This window comes from Amycolatopsis sp. WAC 01376, from assembly GCF_003947415.1.
GTDB lineage: Bacteria > Actinomycetota > Actinomycetes > Mycobacteriales > Pseudonocardiaceae > Amycolatopsis.
On record NZ_QHKL01000005.1, the window covers coordinates 68,437 to 87,213 of the forward strand.

The 18,777-nt window shown below is 70.6% G+C and carries 19 protein-coding genes; 12 read left to right on the forward strand and 7 right to left on the reverse strand.

Features of this window, described 5'->3' with window-relative positions:
- The first annotated feature begins 6 nt into the window (after positions 1–6).
- From DMH03_RS26435 to DMH03_RS26475, 9 genes are all read left to right on the forward strand, one after another.
- On the forward strand, positions 7–570 hold the full coding sequence (locus tag DMH03_RS26435) for an SIS domain-containing protein (protein ID WP_199749035.1): 564 nt from the start codon (positions 7–9) through the stop codon (positions 568–570).
- Positions 567–1,925 (forward strand): PfkB family carbohydrate kinase, encoded by a 1,359-nt coding sequence (locus tag DMH03_RS26440; protein ID WP_125794721.1) that lies wholly within the window; start codon positions 567–569, stop codon positions 1,923–1,925. Before DMH03_RS26435 ends, DMH03_RS26440 begins: the two co-directional genes overlap by 4 nt.
- Positions 1,925–2,611: an SDR family oxidoreductase gene (locus DMH03_RS26445; RefSeq protein ID WP_125794803.1), complete on the forward strand. Its 687-nt coding sequence runs from the start codon at positions 1,925–1,927 to the stop codon at positions 2,609–2,611. Before DMH03_RS26440 ends, DMH03_RS26445 begins: the two co-directional genes overlap by 1 nt.
- Positions 2,608–3,549 carry a glycosyltransferase family 9 protein gene (locus tag DMH03_RS26450; RefSeq protein ID WP_370310856.1) on the forward strand — a complete coding sequence of 314 codons (942 nt, stop codon included), beginning with the start codon at positions 2,608–2,610 and terminating at the stop codon, positions 3,547–3,549. Before DMH03_RS26445 ends, DMH03_RS26450 begins: the two co-directional genes overlap by 4 nt.
- A 4-nt stretch (positions 3,550–3,553) precedes the next feature.
- Positions 3,554–4,852: a UDP-glucose/GDP-mannose dehydrogenase family protein gene (locus tag DMH03_RS26455; RefSeq protein WP_125794804.1), complete on the forward strand. Its 1,299-nt coding sequence runs from the start codon at positions 3,554–3,556 to the stop codon at positions 4,850–4,852.
- The gene (locus DMH03_RS26460) at positions 4,849–5,460 is read left to right on the forward strand and encodes a flavodoxin family protein (RefSeq protein WP_125794723.1); all 612 of its coding nucleotides are present in this window, start codon (positions 4,849–4,851) and stop codon (positions 5,458–5,460) included. The genes DMH03_RS26455 and DMH03_RS26460 overlap by 4 nt, the downstream gene beginning before the upstream one ends.
- A gap of 41 nt (positions 5,461–5,501) precedes the next feature.
- Positions 5,502–5,882: a hypothetical protein gene (locus tag DMH03_RS26465; protein ID WP_125794724.1), complete on the forward strand. Its 381-nt coding sequence runs from the start codon at positions 5,502–5,504 to the stop codon at positions 5,880–5,882.
- A 98-nt stretch (positions 5,883–5,980) separates the two neighbouring features.
- Positions 5,981–6,655, forward strand: coding sequence for a DUF6766 family protein (locus tag DMH03_RS26470; protein WP_199749038.1), 675 nt, complete (start codon positions 5,981–5,983; stop codon positions 6,653–6,655).
- 62 nt (positions 6,656–6,717) lie between these two features.
- Positions 6,718–7,278, forward strand: coding sequence for a hemerythrin domain-containing protein (locus DMH03_RS26475; RefSeq protein ID WP_125794726.1), 561 nt, complete (start codon positions 6,718–6,720; stop codon positions 7,276–7,278).
- 95 nt (positions 7,279–7,373) lie between these two features.
- Here DMH03_RS26475 and DMH03_RS26480 read toward each other — a convergent pair whose 3' ends face one another.
- Genes DMH03_RS26480 through DMH03_RS26505 form a run of 6 tightly spaced genes read right to left on the reverse strand, consistent with a single transcriptional unit; the run spans position 7,374 to position 13,085 of the window.
- A complete protein-coding gene (locus tag DMH03_RS26480; protein WP_125794727.1) occupies positions 7,374–8,045 on the reverse strand; it encodes a PhoU domain-containing protein in 672 nt (223 codons plus the stop codon).
- Positions 8,042–8,779 carry a metallophosphoesterase gene (locus tag DMH03_RS26485; RefSeq protein WP_125794728.1) on the reverse strand — a complete coding sequence of 246 codons (738 nt, stop codon included), beginning with the start codon at positions 8,777–8,779 and terminating at the stop codon, positions 8,042–8,044. Before DMH03_RS26485 ends, DMH03_RS26480 begins: the two co-directional genes overlap by 4 nt.
- Entirely contained in the window at positions 8,776–9,585 is an 810-nt protein-coding gene (locus tag DMH03_RS26490; RefSeq protein WP_125794729.1) for a nucleotidyltransferase family protein, read from the reverse strand. The genes DMH03_RS26485 and DMH03_RS26490 overlap by 4 nt, the downstream gene beginning before the upstream one ends.
- Positions 9,582–10,637, reverse strand: coding sequence for an NAD-dependent epimerase/dehydratase family protein (locus DMH03_RS26495; RefSeq protein WP_125794730.1), 1,056 nt, complete (start codon positions 10,635–10,637; stop codon positions 9,582–9,584). Before DMH03_RS26495 ends, DMH03_RS26490 begins: the two co-directional genes overlap by 4 nt.
- A gap of 28 nt (positions 10,638–10,665) precedes the next feature.
- Entirely contained in the window at positions 10,666–11,721 is a 1,056-nt protein-coding gene (locus tag DMH03_RS26500; protein WP_125794731.1) for an aromatic acid exporter family protein, read from the reverse strand.
- The gene (locus DMH03_RS26505) at positions 11,721–13,085 is read right to left on the reverse strand and encodes an aldehyde dehydrogenase (protein ID WP_125794732.1); all 1,365 of its coding nucleotides are present in this window, start codon (positions 13,083–13,085) and stop codon (positions 11,721–11,723) included. The genes DMH03_RS26500 and DMH03_RS26505 overlap by 1 nt, the downstream gene beginning before the upstream one ends.
- Before the next feature lie 125 nt (positions 13,086–13,210).
- Here DMH03_RS26505 and DMH03_RS26510 point away from each other — a divergent pair, with 125 nt between their 5' ends.
- The 3 genes from DMH03_RS26510 to DMH03_RS26520 are packed head-to-tail and all read left to right on the forward strand — an operon-like array spanning position 13,211 to position 17,880.
- A complete protein-coding gene (locus DMH03_RS26510; protein ID WP_125794733.1) occupies positions 13,211–15,316 on the forward strand; it encodes a catalase in 2,106 nt (701 codons plus the stop codon).
- Positions 15,317–15,355: 39 nt separating this feature from the next.
- Complete coding sequence (locus DMH03_RS26515) at positions 15,356–16,843, forward strand: HAD-IIIA family hydrolase (RefSeq protein ID WP_125794734.1); 1,488 nt, start codon at positions 15,356–15,358, stop codon at positions 16,841–16,843.
- Positions 16,840–17,880 (forward strand): glycosyltransferase family 9 protein, encoded by a 1,041-nt coding sequence (locus DMH03_RS26520; RefSeq protein WP_125794735.1) that lies wholly within the window; start codon positions 16,840–16,842, stop codon positions 17,878–17,880. The genes DMH03_RS26515 and DMH03_RS26520 overlap by 4 nt, the downstream gene beginning before the upstream one ends.
- Here DMH03_RS26520 and DMH03_RS26525 read toward each other — a convergent pair.
- Positions 17,843–18,697, reverse strand: coding sequence for an SDR family oxidoreductase (locus DMH03_RS26525; RefSeq protein WP_125794736.1), 855 nt, complete (start codon positions 18,695–18,697; stop codon positions 17,843–17,845). The two genes, DMH03_RS26520 and DMH03_RS26525, sit on opposite strands and share 38 nt — an antisense overlap.
- Positions 18,698–18,777: the final 80 nt, after the last annotated feature.

The window sequence follows — 18,777 nt, forward strand, 5'->3', positions numbered from 1 at the left end:
TGTGTCGTGATCGAAGAACACTTCGCAGCGTTGAGCGAGGCAGCCGGGAAGTCCGCTTCCTGGGCGCCGAAGATCCGTGACTGGGGTGACCATCTGGCCACCGTGCTGTCCTCCGGCGGGCGGCTGTTCGCTTGCGGCAACGGCGGGAGCGCCGCCGAAGCGCAGCATCTCACCGGGGAACTGGTCGGCCGGTTCCGCAACGACCGGCAGCCGTTCTCGGCGATCGCCCTGCACGCGGACACCTCCGCCGTGACGGCCATCGTCAACGACTACGGCGAGCACGAGGTGTTCGCCAGGCAGGTGCGCGCGCACGGCCGTCCCGGCGACATCCTGGTCTGCCTTTCGACCAGCGGGGGCAGCCAGAACGTCGTCGCGGCCGCGAAGGCCGCCCACGAACTGGGCGTCACCACCTGGGCGATCACCGGCCCCTCCCCCAATCCGCTCGCCGCGCTGTGCGCCGACGCGATCCCGGTGGAGGCGCCGTCGATGGCCACCGTGCAGGAGGTCCACCTCGCGCTGGTGCACGCCCTGTGCACCGCGTTCGACGACGCGCTCGGGGTGCCGACGTGAGGCCGCTGGTCGTACTGGGCGACGCCCTGCTGGACGTCGACGTCGACGGCACCTCGGACCGGCTCTGCCCGGACGCGCCGGTGCCCGTGGTCGACCTCGCCCGCGAATGGCGGCGGCCGGGTGGCGCCGGGCTGGCCGCGTTGCTCGCGGCCCGGTCCACCGCCGAGGTGGTCCTCGTCGCCCCGCTGGGCGGCGATCAGGCGGGCCGGACCCTATCCGGGCTGCTGGAACGCGAACTCCGTGTGGTGCCGATGCCCTTGTGCGGCACCACGGTCACCAAGACGCGGGTGCGCGCGGCCGGGCAATCGCTCGTCCGGCTCGACAGCGGCGACGGCCACGCCGAGTTCTCTCCGCTGACCGCCGAAGTCCGGGAGGCGCTGCGCTCGGCGGGCGCGATCCTCGTCGCCGACTACGGTCGCGGCGTGACCGGTCATCCGGAGATCCGCGCGCTGCTGGCCGAACTGGCGGCCACGATCCCGATCGTCTGGGATCCGCATCCTCGCGGCACGGAGCCCGTGACGGGGATCCGGGTGGCCACCCCGAATCTCGCCGAAGCCGAACAGTTCACCGAGACCCGCGCCGACGCCGAAGACCTGGCGAAGCAGCTGCACGCGCTCTGGAAGGCCGACGCGGTCAGCGTCACCACCGGTTCGCGCGGCGCCGTCCTGACCGAGGGCGGGGCGTGCACGACGTTCCGGCCTCCGTCGGGCATCGTCGCCAAGGACACCTGCGGCGCGGGTGATCGCTTCGCGTCCGCGGTCGCCGCCGCACTGCTCGACGGCGCGTCCACCGCCGACGCGGTGGCCACCGGGGTCGAGACGGCGGCCAGGTTCGTGGCGACCGGCGGTGCCGCCACCTTGTCCACTGTGGACAACACACCCGTGCCGGAGAGCGGCCACCACGGTGCTTCCGCGTTCGACGTGGCGGCGCGGGTCCGCGCGCGGGGCGGCAGGCTGGTCGCCACCGGCGGCTGTTTCGACCTGCTGCACCCCGGCCACGCCAGCCTGCTCCGGCAGGCACGGGCCCTGGGTGACGCCCTCGTCGTCTGTCTCAATTCCGACGCGTCGGTGCGCGGCCTGAAAGGACCGGGACGGCCGATCGTGACCGCCCGCGACCGCGCCAGACTGCTCACCGAACTCAGCTCCGTCGACGCCGTCGTGGTGTTCGACGAACCCGATCCCGCCGCCGTGCTGGATCGCCTGCGCCCCGACGTCTGGGTCAAGGGCGGCGACTACGCGGACACGGAACTCCCCGAAAGCGCCGTGGTCCGCCGGCACGGCGGCGAGATCGTCCTGATCCCGACCATCCGCGGCTATTCCACCTCCCGGCTGGTGGCCGCGGCGGAAGGAGCATGATGCGTCCTCTCGGCAACATCCTGATCACCGGCGGTGCCTCCGGCCTCGGCGCCGCGACCGTCGAGGCCGTCCGCGAGGCGGGTGGCACCCCACTGGTCATCGACCGCGCCGAACCGGCGGGCGACGTCGCCTTCGTCCTGGCCGATCTGTCCGATTCCGCCGAGGCCGCGAGGGCGGTGGACGAACTCGCCGAACGTGCGGGCGGGATCGACGGCGTCTTCACCGCGGCGGGGACCGACGCGTGCGGCCCGCTCGACGAAGTGTCCACGGCGGACTGGGAACGCGTGATCCGGGTCAATCTGCTCGGCACGGCCGCGGTCGTCCGCGCGGCACTGCCCCATCTGCGGCTGAGCCACGGCACGGTGGTGACCTGCGCGTCGACACTCGGGCTGCGCGTGGCCGGGGACGCGAGTGCCTACTGCGCCTCGAAATTCGGTGTCGTCGGCTTCACGAGGGCACTCGCCATGGAGCTCGCGGGCCGCGTCGGCGTGACCCTCCTCGTACCCGGCGGCATGCACACGGCGTTCTTCGACGACCGGGCCGAGCAGTACAAGCCGCCGCCGGACGCGAAACTCAACCAGCCCGAGCACGTCGCGGCCTCCGTGGTCTTCGCCCTCTCCCAGCCGCCCGGCTGTGAGGTCCGCGAACTCGTGGTCTGCGCTTCGGAAGAAGGGTCCTGGCCGTGACCGGTGGCATCCTCGTGCTGCGCGCCCTCGGCCTGGGGGATCTGCTCACCGCGGTTCCCGCGCTGCGGGCCCTGCGGCGCGCCTTCGACGGCGAGCGGCTGGTGCTGGCCGCCCCCGAGAATCTCCGTGACATCGTCGAACTGATCGACGCGGTGGACGAACTGCTCCCGACGGCCGGGCTCGGCGAACTGTCCTGGCCCGGCGAGCCGCCGCGGCTGGCGGTGAACCTGCACGGCCGCGGCCCGGAGAGCATCCACGATCTGCTCGCACAGGACCCGCTCGAACTGATCACCCACCGGCATCCGGACTTCCCCGGCGTCGATGGTCCGGACTGGCCTGCCGAAGTGCACGAAGTCGACCGCTGGTGCCGTCTGGTCGAGGCCGCCCGCATCCCGGCCGACCGCACCGACCTCGCGCTGCCGCCGCCTCCCGGGCCCAGCCCGGCGGCGGGCGCGGTGGTGATCCATCCCGGTGCCGCGTTCGCTGCCCGGCGCTGGCCGCCGGACCGGTACGCGCGGGTGGCGCGGGCGCTCGCCGAGCAGCATCGGGTGGTCGTCACCGGAAACGCGGCGGAGGTCCCGCTCGCCCGCGAGATCGCGGAGGCGGCAGGCCTGCCCGACGAAGCGGTGCTCGCCGGCGACGCCGGGCTCGCCGAACTGGCCGCGACGGTGGCGGAGGCGCGGCTGGTGATCTGTGGTGACACCGGGGTCGGGCACCTCGCCACCGCGTACGGCACGCCATCCGTCCTGCTGTTCGGGCCGACCCCGCCGCAGTTCTGGGGCCCGCCTCCCGAAGCCCGGCAGCACACGGTCCTCTGGGTGGGTGACGTCGGCGACCCGCATGGCGGCGACCCGGATCCGGGACTGCTGCTGTTGCGCGAGGAACGCGTCCTCACCGCGGCCGAAGACCTCCTCCGGACGGGGGTTTCCCGTGACTGAACGGGTGGGGGTGATCGGTGCCGGCTACGTCGGGCTCACGAGCGCCGCGTGCTTCACTCATCTCGGGCATGAAGTGGTCTGCGTCGACAACGATCGGTCCAAAGTGGACGAGCTCGGCCGGGGCGAGGTCACCATCGCCGAGCCCGGGCTCACGGAACTCGTCCGAGACGGGCTGAGCTGTGGACGGCTCCGGTTCACCACCGACGGCCGTGAGCTGTCCGATGTGGACGTCGTACTGCTCTGCCTGCCCACCCCGAAAGGGAAGGACGGCGACCCCGACGTCCGGGTGCTGGAGGAGGTCGTGGCCACCCTCCCCGGCCTGCTGGCACCCGGCTGTGTCGTCGTCACGAAGTCCACCGTCCCGGTCGGCACCGGGACCCGGCTGGCGGAGTTGCTCGGAAGGCCGGATCTGCCCGTGGTGAGCAACCCCGAGTTCCTCCGGGAGGGGCACGCCGTCGAAGACTTCCTGAACCCCGACCGGATCGTCATCGGCTCGGTGCCGGAGAACCGGGCGGCGGCCGAGCGGGTGGCGGCGTTGTACGGGGAGACGAACGCGCCGCTGTGGTTCACCGATCCGGCGAGCGCCGAGCTCGCGAAATACGCCAGCAACGCTTTCCTGGCACTGAAAGTGTCCTATGTGAACGTCCTCGCCGAACTGTGCGAGCACTACGGCGCCGACATCCGCGACGTCGGGCGGCTCATGGGCCTCGACTCCCGGATCGGCCCCGCCTTCCTCGTCCCCGGCCCCGGCTGGGGCGGCTCGTGCCTGCCCAAGGACACCGCCGCGCTGCTGCGGACCGCCGAACACGCGGGCGTCGACTTCGGCATCCTCCGTGACGCCATGAAGGCCAACGCGCGCCAGCGGGCGGCCGTGGTGCGGAAGATCCGCCGCGCGATCACCGGTGTTTCGGACGGCTCGCTCTCGGGCATCCGCATCGGGTTGCTCGGGCTGGCGTTCAAGGCGGGGACCGGGGATCTGCGCGATTCGCCCGCCCTCGCCGTGGCGCGGGAGCTCGCCAGGAGCGGCGCGGTGCTGACCGCGTACGACCCCGGGGTCGAAACCGTCGAACCGGACATCGTGCAGGTCGTCGACGACCCGTACCTGGTGGCGAAGGACGCGGCGGCGCTGGTCGTGCTCACCGAATGGCCCGAGTTCCGCGAGCTCGACTGGGAGCGGCTCGCCGCCGCGACCGAACGCGCCGTCGTCGTCGACGCCAGGAACCTCCTGGACCCGGCGGCCGTCGCCGAGGCGGGCTTCACCCATACGGGGCTCGGTACCGATCCGAACAGGAGGACACGATGACCCAGCCGTTGAAGGCCCTCGCACTGGTGTGCTCGCTCAAACCGTCGCCCGCGCCGTCGAGCAGCGCGCTGATCGCCCAGCAGCTCCTCGACAAGCTGGCCGAACGCGGCGCCACCGGTGAACTCGTGCGCGTGGTCGACCACGACGTCAAACCGGGGGTGCGGGCCGACATGGGTGACGGCGACGCCTGGCCGGAGATCCGCCGCAAGATCGCCGCGGCCGACATCCTGCTGATCTCGACGCCGACCTGGGTCGGCCACATGTCCAGTGTGGCCCAGCGCGTACTGGAACGGCTCGACGCCGAACTGTCCGAAACGGACGACGAGGGCAGGCCCGCGATGTTCGGCAAGGTCGCGGTCACCGCCGTCGTCGGCAACGAGGACGGCGCGCACAAGATCACCGCGGACCTGTTCCAGGCCCTCGACGACGTCGGCTTCACCGTGCCCGCACAGGGCGGGACCTACTGGAACGGCGAGGCGATGCAGGGCGGCGACTACAACGACCTCGACGAAACGCCGGAAGCGGTCGAATCGACCAACGCGACCCTGGCGCGCAACGCCGTCCACCTGGCGAACCTGCTGCGGGAGAACCACTACCCCGCCTCCTGACCCCAGGTGTGAACCAGGGCACAGCGGGGTACCCCGGTTCCGTGATCGTCAAAACGCTGGCGTTCGGTTTCTGCCTGCTGCTCGGCGGTTGTACCGGAGCGAGCGGGCAAGAGCCGGTGAAAGAGACGGCCGGGCGGTTCCTCGACGCACTCGCGTCGGGTGATCATCGCTCGGCATGCGCCTTGCTGGCACCACGGGCGCGGGAATCCTGGGCGCCGGAAAGCTGCGAACGCGGCCTGTCGGGCGCGAACGTCCCGGATGGAACCCCCGAGACGGTGGCGATCTGGAGCGAAGAAGCCCAGGTGAAGACCGCCCGCGACACCCTCTTCCTGCACGAGTCCTCCACCGGCTGGCTGATCACGGGAGCGGGCTGCCGCCACCGCAACGAACAGGTCTACGACTGCGCGGTGGGTGGGCCATGAAAGCGCGTCCGGTGTTCACCGTCTATCTCGTCTTCGTCGTGGCCGTCCTCGGCTATTGCGTCCTACTGGGTCTGCTGCACCGGTGAAAGGGGCGGATGATGCGGCGGTTTCTGCGTGACAACGCCCTTTCGCTGAGTTTCGGGCTGCTGTTCCTGCTGAGTCTCGCCGGGCAGGCACTGGCAGGCCTCGCCGACTACAACGACAGGCGACTCAGCCACGCCGCCGAACCGATCGGCCTGCTCGACTACGTGACGTCCGCGGACTTCGCCGTCGACGTCGCCGAAAACTGGCAATCGGAATACCTCCAGTTCTTCCTGTACGTGTTCGCGACCGTGTGGCTGTTGCAACGGGGTTCACCCGAATCGAAACCGGCGGGCCGGGTCGGGCTGGAAACGGACAAGGACCAGCAGATCGGCCCGCACGTGACGGCCGGGTCGCCGAAATGGGCGCGGGCGGGCGGCTGGCGGACGGGGATCTTCTCGATGTCACTCGGCCTGGTGATGCTGGGACTGTTCCTGCTGTCGTGGCTGGCGCAGTCCGTGGCCGGGATGAGCGCCTACAACGCCGAACAGCTCACCGAATTCGGCGATCCGGAGTCGTGGTCCGGCTATCTGGTGTCGTCCGACTTCTGGAACCGCACCCTGCAGAACTGGCAGTCGGAATTCCTCGCCATCGGCTCGATGGCGGTGTTCAGCGTGTACCTGCGCCAGCGCGGATCCCCGGAATCGAAACCCGTCGGCGCACCCCATCACGTCACCGACGAATCCGGGTGATTGAACCGCGGACGGCGGGTATCCGTGAGGCGTCGGACTGACGACCACGGACAGGAGTGTCCATGACCACCACCACGAAACACGACCTCGTCTCGGTGATCACGGAGGATCACCGGGCCTTCGAGCGGATCTTCAAGGAACTCGAGTCCGGTAAGGGCGGTGATCAGCACCGCAAGGACCTCGCGGACCACGTGATCGCCGAACTCGTCCGGCATTCGATCGCGGAAGAGCAGCACATGTACCCCGCCGCGCGGAAGCACCTCCCCGACGGTGACAAGGTCGCCGACCACGAGATCGAGGAGCACGCCGAAGCCGAGCGGGTGATGAACGACCTCATCGGCCTGGAACCGACGGACAAGCGGTTCGACGAACTGGTCGGCAAGCTGATCGAGGACGTCCGGCACCACATCGAAGAGGAAAGCGACCTGCTGCCGAAACTGCAGGCCGCCTGCTCGCCGGAAGACCTGCGGGAGCTGGGCGAGAAAGTGGTGCGGGCCAAGGAGATCGCCCCCACCCGGCCGCACCCCGCCGCACCCGACCGCCCGCCGGCGAACCGGATACTGGCGCCGGGAACGGCTTTCATCGACAAGATCCGGGACGCGCTGGAAGACCGCGCCACCTGAGTGCCCCAATCCGTGAGGGCCTCCTTCCCTACTCTCAAGGTAGGGAAGGAGGCCCTCATGGAACGTTTTCCGTTGTCGCAGGAGACCCAGCGACCTCAGAGCCCCGCAGGAACATCCCGCACCGAAGATTCGGGCAGTTCCCCGGTGAGCGCGAAGTCCACCCGTCGCGCCACGGACACGACCTGGTCCGCGAACCGCTCGTAGAACCGCGCCAGCAGCGCCACCGAGATCGCGGGCGCGACACCGTCGGCCCAGTCCGGCGCGGTCACCAGCGTCATCAGCTCCTCGTACAGCGCGTCGACGCGCTGATCGGACCGGGCCAGCGAAGGGAACACCTCCGCCGTCGGTCCCTCGATCGCCACACCGAGATCTTCCGCCATCGAAACGACCAGCCCGGCCATCTCGCCGAAGCGTCCGGCGAGTGCGTCGGGGACGGCGAATTCGGGCGCTCGCGCGGCCTGTTCGGCGATGTGCTGGGCGAGGTCGCCCATCCGCTCCAGCCGGTCGGCGCAGTACACCGCCGCGAGCACGGCCGGCAGGTCCCGCGCGACGGGCGCCTGCAGGGCGAGCAGTTTCTGCGCGGCCTCTTCGCATTCGGTCCGTGCCGCGTTCAGCTTCGCCTCGACCGTCGCCAGCTCGGCGGCGGCCTCGGCGTCCCCGTCGAGGAAGACCCGGTTGGCGAGCCGTAGTTCCTCGCACGCCATGCCGCACATACCCGACAGGCGTTCGCCGAGGCCGCTCAGTTGCCCGTGGAATCGCTCCCTCATGCCGGCACCTTCGCGGGTTCGAGGACGTATGTCGCATACGCCGCGCGGATCACCGGCTGGGCGACGTTGCGCACCGGGACCCCGCCCGGGCTGACGCCCTGCTCGCTGCCGTAGTGCGCGTGCCCGTGCACCGCGAGCGCCACCTTGGCGTCGTCGATCGGCTCGCACAGCAGATACGACCCCAGGAACGGGTGGATCTCCGGCGGTTCGCCGTGCAGTGTGCCGGGGATCGGCGAGTAGTGCGTCAGCGCGACGATCATGTCGGGTTGCTCGTGTTCGAGCCCTTCCAGCGCGGTGCGCAGCCGCTTGGCGGCCGCCATGGTGTGCTCGATGAAGTCCTTCATCTCGCGTTCGCCGAACCGGCTCCCGCATTTGCCCGCGAACCCGCCGCCGAAACCCTTCACCCCGGCGACGCCGAGCTTCCCGCCTTCCAGTTCCACCGTGGTGGCCGAGCCTTCGAGAACGGTGATCCCGCTTTCCTCCAGCAGTCCGCTGATCGCCTCCGCCTCGTCCGAGTGGTAGTCGTGGTTGCCGAGCACCGACACCACGGGGACGTCGAGTCCGGCGAACTCGTCGGCGACCACCCTGGCCTCCTCGATGCTGCCGTGCCGGGTGAGGTCACCCGCGAGCAGCAGCACGTCGGCGTGTTCGGCGATGTTGTCCAGTGCCGGCCGCAGCAGGCCTCGGTTGTCCTCCCCGAGGTGGACGTCCCCGACCGCGGCGACCCGGATCACCGGATCTCCTCGGCGTGCGCCGGTTCACGGACGTCGGCCAGCCGGACGTCGTTGTGCACCAGTTCGGCCGCGATGTGTTCGCAGACGACCGCCTCGATGTCGGCCTTGCGGTTGGCGCACGGGACCTCGCCGCTGAGCCGGACCTGGTCGCCGCGCACGGTGACGTGCACGCCGAGTTCGGCGGTCCTCGGATCTTCGGCCAGCGCCTTGGTCAGCCTGGCGACCAGGTACTGGGGTGCTTCCGCGGGCATCGGGAGCTCCTTTCCGTCGATGATGGACAGTGCCGCGAGCAGGGTCAGGAACGACCACGCGTACGGGGATTCGGCGGTCTCTTCCGCCACCCGGTGCCAGTCGACCTGTTCACGGAGGTCGCGGGCGATCCGCAGCAGCGGCCCGAAATCGCAGCGGTGCGGGCTGAGAACGAGAACCTTGTCGACGAGCAGATCGGTCCCGTTGAGCACGGGGGCGGCGGTCGGCCCGACCCGCATCAGCGAGGCGCGGTCGAGCATCTCGTCGGTGACCGGGCGATGGTTGGGCCGGAAGATCAGGTCGACGAGGCAGTCGCCGTCGTAGACCTTGGTGAGCCAGTCCTCGGGTGGGCACACCCGTCTCAGCCCCGCGGCTTCCAGGGCTTTCGCCGCTTCGGGGATGTCTTCGTGCTTGAGGAAGAGGTCGACGTCGTGATCCGACGGCGGGCCGCCCCGCGCGTACACCGCGAGTCCGCCCGCGACGGCGAATCGCACCGACGTCCTGTCCAAAGTGGACACCACCTTGGTCAGCGTGTGCAGCAGTTCCTTCTCGTTCACGGCCGCTCCCCCACTCCGGTGGCCAGTTCGTGGCCCCTGCCGACGTCGGCTTTCAGCGGTTCGGTCGGGAATCCTTCGCCTTCCCGCAGCCCCTTGAGGAACGCTTCGATCGCGTCCTCCGAGGAGTATCGCGGCGTCCAGCCCAGTTCTTCCCTGGCACGCGTGCAGTCCATCACCGGAAGGTGCAGGACTGCGTCGAAAAGTCCTGGCGTGGCCGGGATCAGGTGCAGCGACCAGGCCGCGGCGAGCGCGCGCCGGACGAAGATCGCCGGGACCTTCACCGGCTTGGCGCCGAAGATCCGCGCGAGCGCACGGGTGTCCAGCACCGGATCGGCGGCGATGTTGAAGGCGCCCTTGACGTCCTGGAGCGCGCAGCGGCGGTACGCGTCGGCCACGTCGTCGGTGTGCGCGGTCTGGATCCGCAGCTGCGGGAGGTCCGGGAGCACCGGGATCAGCGACGGCCGCACGAGCTTGCCCGGTACGAGCGGTCCGCCGAAAAGACGGCGCTGTTCGGGTGCGGCGGCCTTCTGGAAGAGGAACCCCGGACGCACCCGCACCACCCGCAGCCGCGGATGACTCCGGTCGAACGCCTCGAGAACCCTTTCCACATAAGCCTTTTCACGGGTGTACGCCGCACTCGGCGAGCCGTGGGTCGGCCAGTCCTCGGTCACCGGGTGGTCGTCGTCCCTCGGCGAGTACGCCCCGATCGACGACGCGTACACCAGCGCCGGCACCCTCATCGCCTGGACGGTTTCGAAGACCCGGATCGACCCCAGCACGTTGGAGCGCCAGGTGATCTCGGGCCGGTGCGTCGGCTGGAAGAGCCAGGCCAGGTGGATCACCGCGTCGGCCCCGTCGAACACGGCGCGGAGGTCGTCACGCGCGACGTCGGCGGTGACGAACTCGGTCTTCGGGCTCTCCCAGCGACTCGGGCGCCTCGCCACGCCGACGATCGAGCCGACCTCGGGGTCCGCGCCCAATGCACGGACCACCGCCGTCCCGACGTTGCCGGTGGCGCCGGTGACCACGATCCGCTTACCGCTGCTGGTCATGGGTACGGTTACCCGCCGTCGCCCCGGCTTAATCGGCGCGGAGGCGCTCGACCAGACGGCGGGCGGGCAACGCCATCGCCCCCAGCCCGATCGAGGTCGTGACCTCCTCCGTCGGCGTGACGAGCAGGTGGTCGATCTCGTCGAGCAGCTTGCGGCATCGGTCGAGCTTGTCCGCGTCGCCCGAACGGGCCACCTCGGCGAGCGCTTCGAGCAGGTCGCCGACCACCCCGCGCGCGTATTCGCCGGGATGCCGGAACGGCAGCTCGCTCCGGGCGGCTTCGCTCACCGCGTCGATCAGCTGGGCGAGCGGCTGCCACAGGGAGATGAGGTTCGACAAGGGCTCCTCTCCCGCCTCACGCCGTCCCCGCAGGTTCAAGTACCGGCCTTCCCTGGTCCAGCCGATCGCGTCCTCCGCCTCCGCGACCAGGCTGCGGACGTCACGCACGCGGTCGTACAGGACTTCGGTCGCCTCGGGCGGCTCGCCGTCGCGGACCAGTGCCGCGGTCTCGGCGAGGACGTCGGCGATCGCCGAAGCCAGCCGGGAAGTCGCCGCCCGCAGGCGTTCGCCGTGCAGCGGGGGCAGGATCACCGCGTTCAGCACCGCGCCGGTCGCCGCGCCCAGCGCGGTTTCCAGCAGCCTGTCGGCGAGCAGGATGGGTTCGGTCGCGTTGCCGTAGGAGATCAGCAGCATGCCGGTGATCCCGACCCAGACCCCCGAATCGCCGAAACCGCGCCACGCGCCGATCAGCAACCCGATGAAGATGACCAGTCCGAGCGCCACTGTCATCGAGGGGATGAACTGCCCGGCGCCCGCCGCGAGCAGCACTCCCACCCCGACCGCGCCGACCTGCTGCGCCCAGCCGCGCAACGAGCGGTAGACGGTGGCCTGCACCAGGAACACCGCCGCATACGGCGCCAGAAAGGGCTGGGGCAGCCGTAGCACCGAAGACGCGATGATCCACGCGATCACCGCGGCCGCGGTGGCTTTCGTGGTCTGGATGAGACTCCGGCGTTCTTCCCCCGGAACCCGGAAAGCCCGGGCGGCCCAGGCGAACGGCGCCGCCCATCGGCTCCGGAGGTCCATCACGGCCCAGGCGGCGCCAGGTGGACGACCTTGGTCTGGGTCATCTCGTCGAGCAGTTCCGGCCCGTAGCCGTAGCCGCTGCCGCTGGCTCCTCGTGGCTGGGCGGCCCCGCCGGGCGCGCCGCCGAAGACGTTGTTGATCTTCACGGTGCCGGCCGGGAGTTCGCGCCAGGCCCGCTGCGCGTGCGCCATCGAAGGGGTGAGCACCGTGGCCGCGAGACCGTAGTCGCCGGCGGCGGCCTGTTCGAGTGCCTGTTCGAAGTCCGCGGCGACCGTCACCGGTGCGACCGGGCCGAAGGTCTCCTCGGTGAGGACCCGCATCCCCGGGGTGCATCCCGCGAGGACGGTCGCCGGGTAGAAGGCACCGGGGCCGTCCGGCAGCACACCGCCCACGAGCGGATCGGCGCCCTGCGCGATCGCCTCCGTGACCTGCGCGTGCACGCCCTCGCGGTGACGCCGGTCGACGAGCGGGGCCAGGTCGCGATTGCCCGCTTCGGCGACCAGAGCGGTGAGGAAGGCGTCGGCGACGTCCTGGTGCACATGGATCCGTTCGACCGAGACGCAGATCTGCCCGGAATTGGCGAAGGCCCCGGTCGCCGCCTGCTCGGCCGCCCAGACCGGATCCACCCCGGCGTCGACGACGAGCGGGTCGTTGCCGCCGTTCTCCAGCAGCACCTTGGCGCCCGTCCGCGCCGCGCTCGCGGCGATCGAGCGGCCCGCAGCGGTGCCGCCGACGTGCGCGATGAGGTCGACGCCGGTGTGGGCCGCCAGTTCCGCGCCGACGCTCCCGTCACCCTGCACGGTTTGCAGCACACCTTCGGGGAACGCCTCCGACAGCACACTCCCCAGCCAGGCTCCGGTGTGCGGACAGCGTTCGCTCGGCTTGTGCACCACCGTGTTCCCGGTGACCAGCGCGGCGCCCAGCAGCCCGCAGGCCACGGCGACGGGGTCGTTCCACGGCGTCAGCGCGACGACCACGCCCCGCGGTTCCGGCACCATCAGATCGGTGGCCGACGGATCGCCCAGCAATGACCGTCCACGGTGCACCGGCCCCAGTTCCGCGTACTGCTCCAGGGTTCCGGCTCCGGCCAGGACACCTTCTTCGGCCTCGTCGCGCGGCTTCCCGGTCTCGCTTTCGATGAGGACGGCGAGTTCACCCGCCCGTCCCCGCAGCGACCTCGCCGCGTCCTTCAGCGCGACCCCGCGTTCGGCGGCAGGCGTGGCGGCCCAGCCCGGGGCCCGCCGTTTCGCCGTCGCGATCGCCGTCGTCACACCATCGGGTGTCGCCGTCTTGACGCTGCCGACGAGACTGTCGTCGGCGGGGTCGCGGATCTCCAGTACGGCAGGCCGGTCCACCGTCGTCATTCGCACCTCCTCGAAGTTCCCGCCCGCCGGTTACCCGGTGTCGTCGCCTCGCACACGTGGCGGTTTTGCGAAAACCGCGCCGGGGTAGCCGCGAGTGAACCCACCACCACGAAGGAGCGAGAGCTGTGGCACGGCATCGAGAGGACGCGAAGGACGAACAACTGGGCGGCAGCCGCGTCGATCCGGAAGGGTCCGCGCTGACGACCCAGCAGGGTGTCCGGGTCGATCACACGAACGATTCACTGATGGCGGGTGCCCGTGGCCCGACGCTGCTCGAGGACTTCCACGCCCGCGAGAAGATCACGCATTTCGACCACGAGCGCATCCCTGAACGGGTCGTGCACGCGCGCGGCGCGGGCGCCTACGGTTTCTTCGAGGCCTACGACGACGCGCTGTCCGACCACACGGTCGCCGAATTCCTCACCAGCGGCGAGAAGATCCCCGTGTTCGTGCGGTTCTCCACCGTCGCGGGTTCACGCGGTTCCGCCGACACCGTGCGCGACGTCCGCGGCTTCGCGACCAAGTTCTACACCCGGCAGGGCAACTACGACCTCGTCGGCAACAACATGCCAGTGTTCTTCATCCAGGACGGCATCAAGTTCCCCGACTTCGTGCACGCGGTTAAACCCGAACCGCACAACGAGATCCCGCAGGCGCAGTCGGCGCACGACACGTTCTGGGACTTCGTTTCGCTGCAACCGGAGAGCCTGCACATGGTGCTCTGGCTGATGTCCGATCGCGCGCTGCCGCGCAGCTACCGGATGATGCAGGGCTTCGGCGTGCACACCTTCCGGCTCGTCAACGCCGACGGCAAGGGCACCTTCGTGAAGTTCCACTGGAAGCCCGTGCTCGGCACGCATTCCCTGGTGTGGGACGAATGCCAGAAGATCGCGGGCAAGGACCCCGACTTCAACCGGCGTGACCTGTGGGACGCGATCGAGGCCGGGCAGTACCCGGAATGGGAACTCGGCGTCCAGCTGGTGGACGAGAGCTCCGAGCACGACTTCGACTTCGACCTGCTGGACGCCACGAAGATCATCCCCGAGGAACAGGTGCCCGTGCGGCCGGTCGGGCGGATGGTACTGGACCGCAATCCCGACGACTTCTTCGCCGAGACCGAGCAGATCGCCTTCCACACCGCGAACATCGTCCCCGGCATCGACTTCACCAACGACCCGCTGTTGCAGGCACGGAACTTCTCGTACCTCGACACGCAGCTGATCCGGCTCGGCGGCCCGAACTTCTCCCAGCTCCCGGTGAACCGGCCGATCGCGAACGTGCACACGAACCAGCGCGACGGGTACGGCCAGCAGAATGTCCACAAGGGACGGACGAGCTACTTCCCGAACTCGCTCGGCGGCGGCTGCCCGGCGATCGCCGATTCCGGCGTCTTCCGCCACTACACCGAAGCCGTGGCGGGCCACAAGATCCGGGAGCGCAGCGAGAGCTTCAAGGACTTCTACAGTCAGGCGACGTTGTTCTGGAACAGCATGTCCCCGGTCGAACGCGAGCACATCGTCGCCGCGTTCCGGTTCGAACTCGGCAAGGTCGAGGACCGGGAGGTCCGGGCGCGGACGGTCGCCGAGCTCAACAACGTCGACCACGACCTGGCGGCCCGGGTGGCCGAGGGGATCGGGGTGAGCGTGCCCGCCGCCCCGGCCACGCCGCACCACGACCGCTCCTCCCCCGCGCTTTCCCAGCTCAACCAGCCCCCGGTCGCCCCGACCGGCCGGAAGGTCGCGGTGCTCGCCGCCGATGGCGTCGACACGATCGGCGTCGGCCGCGTGGTCGAGGCGCTGACCGAGCAGGGCGCGATCGCCGAGGTCCTCGCGCCGACCGAGGCCGAACTCCGGCCGGGTGGCGAAGGGGATCCCCTACGGCCCGACAAACAGCTCAACACCATGGCTTCGGTGCTTTACGACGCCGTCGTCGTCCCGTGTGGCCCGGGCGCGATCAACCTCCTCGAACGCGACGGGTACGCGGTGCATTTCGTCGCCGAGGCCTACAAGCACGCCAAGCCCGTGGCCGCCTTCGGCTCCGGTTTGGACCTGCTGCGCCGGGCCGGGGTGACCTCGAAGCTGGCCGACGACACCGAAACCCTCGTCGACCAAGGCGTGGTGACCACCACGGCGGCCGAGGCCACCCTGCCCGACGGCTTCCTCGCCTCGTTCCTCGCGCAACTGGGCGAACATCGCTCGTGGCAGCGGAAGACCGACGCGATCCCGGCGTGACCGGCGTTTGCGGCCGTGGCACCCGGGTACCGGAAGAGGGTGAGCGACCTCGACTACACGATCGTGATTCCGACGACCGGCCGGGAGAATCTCCATACCCTCCTGGCCGCGATCGAAGCCGCCGGCGAACCCCGGCCCGCGCGGATCGTCGTGGCCGACGACCGGCCCGGTGGTGACGACCTGCGGCTCCCCCCGTCCAGTACGGAGGTCGAAGTCGTCCGCTCCGGCGGACGCGGTCCCGCCGCGGCCCGCAACGCCGGCTGGCGGCGCGCCGGGACCGAGTGGATCGCCTTCCTCGACGACGACGTCGTGATCGGCTCGGACTGGCCGCGGAAACTCGCCGACGACCTCCTCTCCCTCGGTCCGGAGACGGCGGCGTCGCAGGCGCGGCTCGTCGTCCCGTTGCCGCCGGACCGCCGTCCGACCGACGACGAACGCGGAACCGCCGGTCTGGAGACGGCCCGGTGGATCACCGCGGACATGGCCTACCGCCGGGAGGTGCTCGCCGAGGTCGGCGGCTTCGACGAGCGTTTCCCCGGTGCCTACCGGGAAGACTCGGATCTGGCCTTGCATGTCGCCAAGGCGGGCTACCTCATCGCGCGGGGCGAGCGCGTCACCGTCCATCCGCCCAAACGGTCGGGCCCGCTCGCGAGCCTGCGCGCCCAGCGGGGCAACGCCGACGACGCGCTCATGCGGCACAAGCACGGTGTCCTCTGGCGGCAGCAGACCGGAGCCGGCCACGGACGGCTCGAACGGCACGCGCTGGCCACGGTGAGCGCGGTGGGTGCCGCGGCGCTGTTCGCGCTGGGGCGGCGTAAGGCCGCGGCCGCGGCGGCCGGGGTGTGGGCGGGAGTGACCGCCGAGTTCGCCACCCGCCGGATCGTCCCGGGGCCGCTCACCCCTGGCGAGGTGTCGCGGATGCTCCTGACCAGCGTACTCATCCCGCCCGCGGCCTGCTATCACCGGCTGCGCGGGGAGCTGCGGCACCGGCTGTCCCGGCGGCCGCAGGCGCTGCTGTTCGACCGGGACGACACCCTCATCGTCGACGTGCCCTACCTCGACGATCCCGACGGCGTCCGCCCCGTTCCCGGCGCCAAGGAACTCCTGCACGGCGTGCGGGCGGCGGGGATCAGGATCGGCGTGGTCAGCAACCAGTCCGGGGTGGCGAAAGGACTGATCACGCCGGACCGGCTGGCCGCGGTGAACGCCCGCGTCGAGAAGGTCCTCGGCCCGTTCGGCACGTGGCAGGTCTGTGTGCACGACGACGGCGACGGATGCGCCTGCCGGAAACCCGCACCGGGGCTCGTGCGCCAGGCCGCGGAAGCACTCGGCGTGGACGTCCGCCGCTGTGTCGTCATCGGCGACACGGGTGCCGACGTCGATGCCGCCCTCGCCGCAGGAGCCCGCGGGATCCTCATCCCGACCGCGCGGACCCTGCCGGAAGAGGTCGATCGCGCCCGCCGCCGCGCGACCGTCGCCCGCGACCTGGCCGAAGCCGTCCACCTGGCCGTCGCGGGTTCTCGATGAGGGGGAACGTCCTGGTCGCGAGGATGGACAACCTCGGCGACGTCCTGCTCGCGGGCCCTTGCGTCCGCGCGGTCGCGACCGGCGCGGAACGGGTGATCCTGCTGACCGGGCCGCGAGGCCGCGCCGCGGGCGAACTGCTGCCCGGCGTGGACGAGGTCATCAGCTGGTGCGCGCCGTGGATCGACCCCGAACCTCCGCCGGTCACCCAGGAGGACACCGACGCGCTCGTCCGGCACTTCCGCGGGCTTTCCCTCGACGCGGCCCTGATCCTGACGTCGTTCCACCAGTCGCCGCTGCCGCTGGCGCTGCTGCTGCGGATGGCGGGCGTGCCGTGGATCGGCGCGATCAGCGAGGACTACCCCGGATCGCTGCTGGATCTGCGCCACCGCGTTTCCGGTGACCCGCCGGAGCCGGTCCGGATGCTTTCCCTGGCCGAGGCAGCGGGATTCTCGCTGCCGCCCGGCGACGACGGCGGTCTCGCGATCCGCGAAACGCTGCCCCCGGTGGACGAGCTCGTCGGGCTCGTCGGCGATGAGGGCTACGTCGTCGTCCATCCGGCCGCGTCGGTCCCGGCCAGGCAACCATCGGCCGAGCGGTCGGCCGCGATCGTGCGGGCGCTGCTGGAGGCCGGGCATCACGTGGTTGTGACCGGGGCCCCGTCGGAAAGCACGCTGACCAAGGAAGTCGCCGGGGGCGCACTCGATCTGGGCGGCCGCACCGGACTGTCCGAATTGGCGGCCGTGCTCGCCGGGGCGGACGTCGTGGTGGCACCCAACACCGGCCCCGCCCATCTCGCGGCCGCCGTCGGGACTCCGGTGGTCTCCCTGTTCGCCCCCGTCGTGCCGTCGTCGCGCTGGGCGCCGTACGGAGTGCCGTCCGAAGTGCTCGGCGACCAGCACGCGGCCTGCAGGGACAGCCGGGCCCGGGTCTGCCCCGTGCCCGGCCATCCGTGCCTGGACCGTATCGCGCCTGAAGCCGTCGTTGACGCGGTCGCGAACCTCAGCCGGGTGTCGTCTCGCCGCCCAGCGCGGCGATGACCTCGCCGCTGTAGTACGACGAAAGCCGGTTGGACGCCAGGAAGACGTACGACGGCGCGAGATCGTCGGGGTGGGCGGCGCGCTCGTACGGGACCTGGAGGCCGAACTTCTCCACCTTCTCGGGCGGGAACGTCGACGGGATCAGCGGTGTCCACACCGGACCGGGCGCGACACAGTTGATCCGCACCCCGCGATCGGCCAGTGCCTGCGCCATCGCGTACGTCCAGGCGTGCACGGCACCCTTGGTGGCGGAATAGTCGATCAGGGACTTGTTGCCCCGCAAGCCGTTCACCGAACCGGTGTTGATGATCACCGAGCCCTCACCCAGGTGGGGCAAGGCGGCGTTGGTGACCCGGAAGAAACTGTGGATGTTCACGTCGAAGGTGTGGGTCCACTGCTCGTCGGTGAGCTCTTCCGGGGAATCGACCGGCCACTGCGTGGCGACATTGTTGACCAGGATGTCCAAGCCACCGAGCTCGTTCACCGTCCGGTCGACGATCTCGCGGCACTGCGCCGCCTCGGCCAGGTCACCCGGAAGAAGGAGGCACTCGCGCCCTTCGGCCCGTACGCGCTCTTCGGTGTACTTCGCGTCCTCGTGTTCGTTGAGGTAGGCGATCGCCACGTCGGCGCCCTCTTTCGCGAAGGCGATGGCGACCGCGCGGCCGATCCCGGAGTCACCGCCGGTGATGAGCGCACGCTTACCGTTCAGCAGGCCGCGGCCCTCGTAGTCCTCCATGGAGTCGCGCGGCGGCGGGTCCATTTTCGACGTCACGCCCGGCGGTTCCTGCTGCTGCGGTGGCCGTAACTTGTCTGGCATCGGAATCCTCCCGTCGGGTGCTTTCGCCGACGGTTACCCGGATGGCCGCTTTCTCGAACATGCCCGTCCCGCGCCGCGGC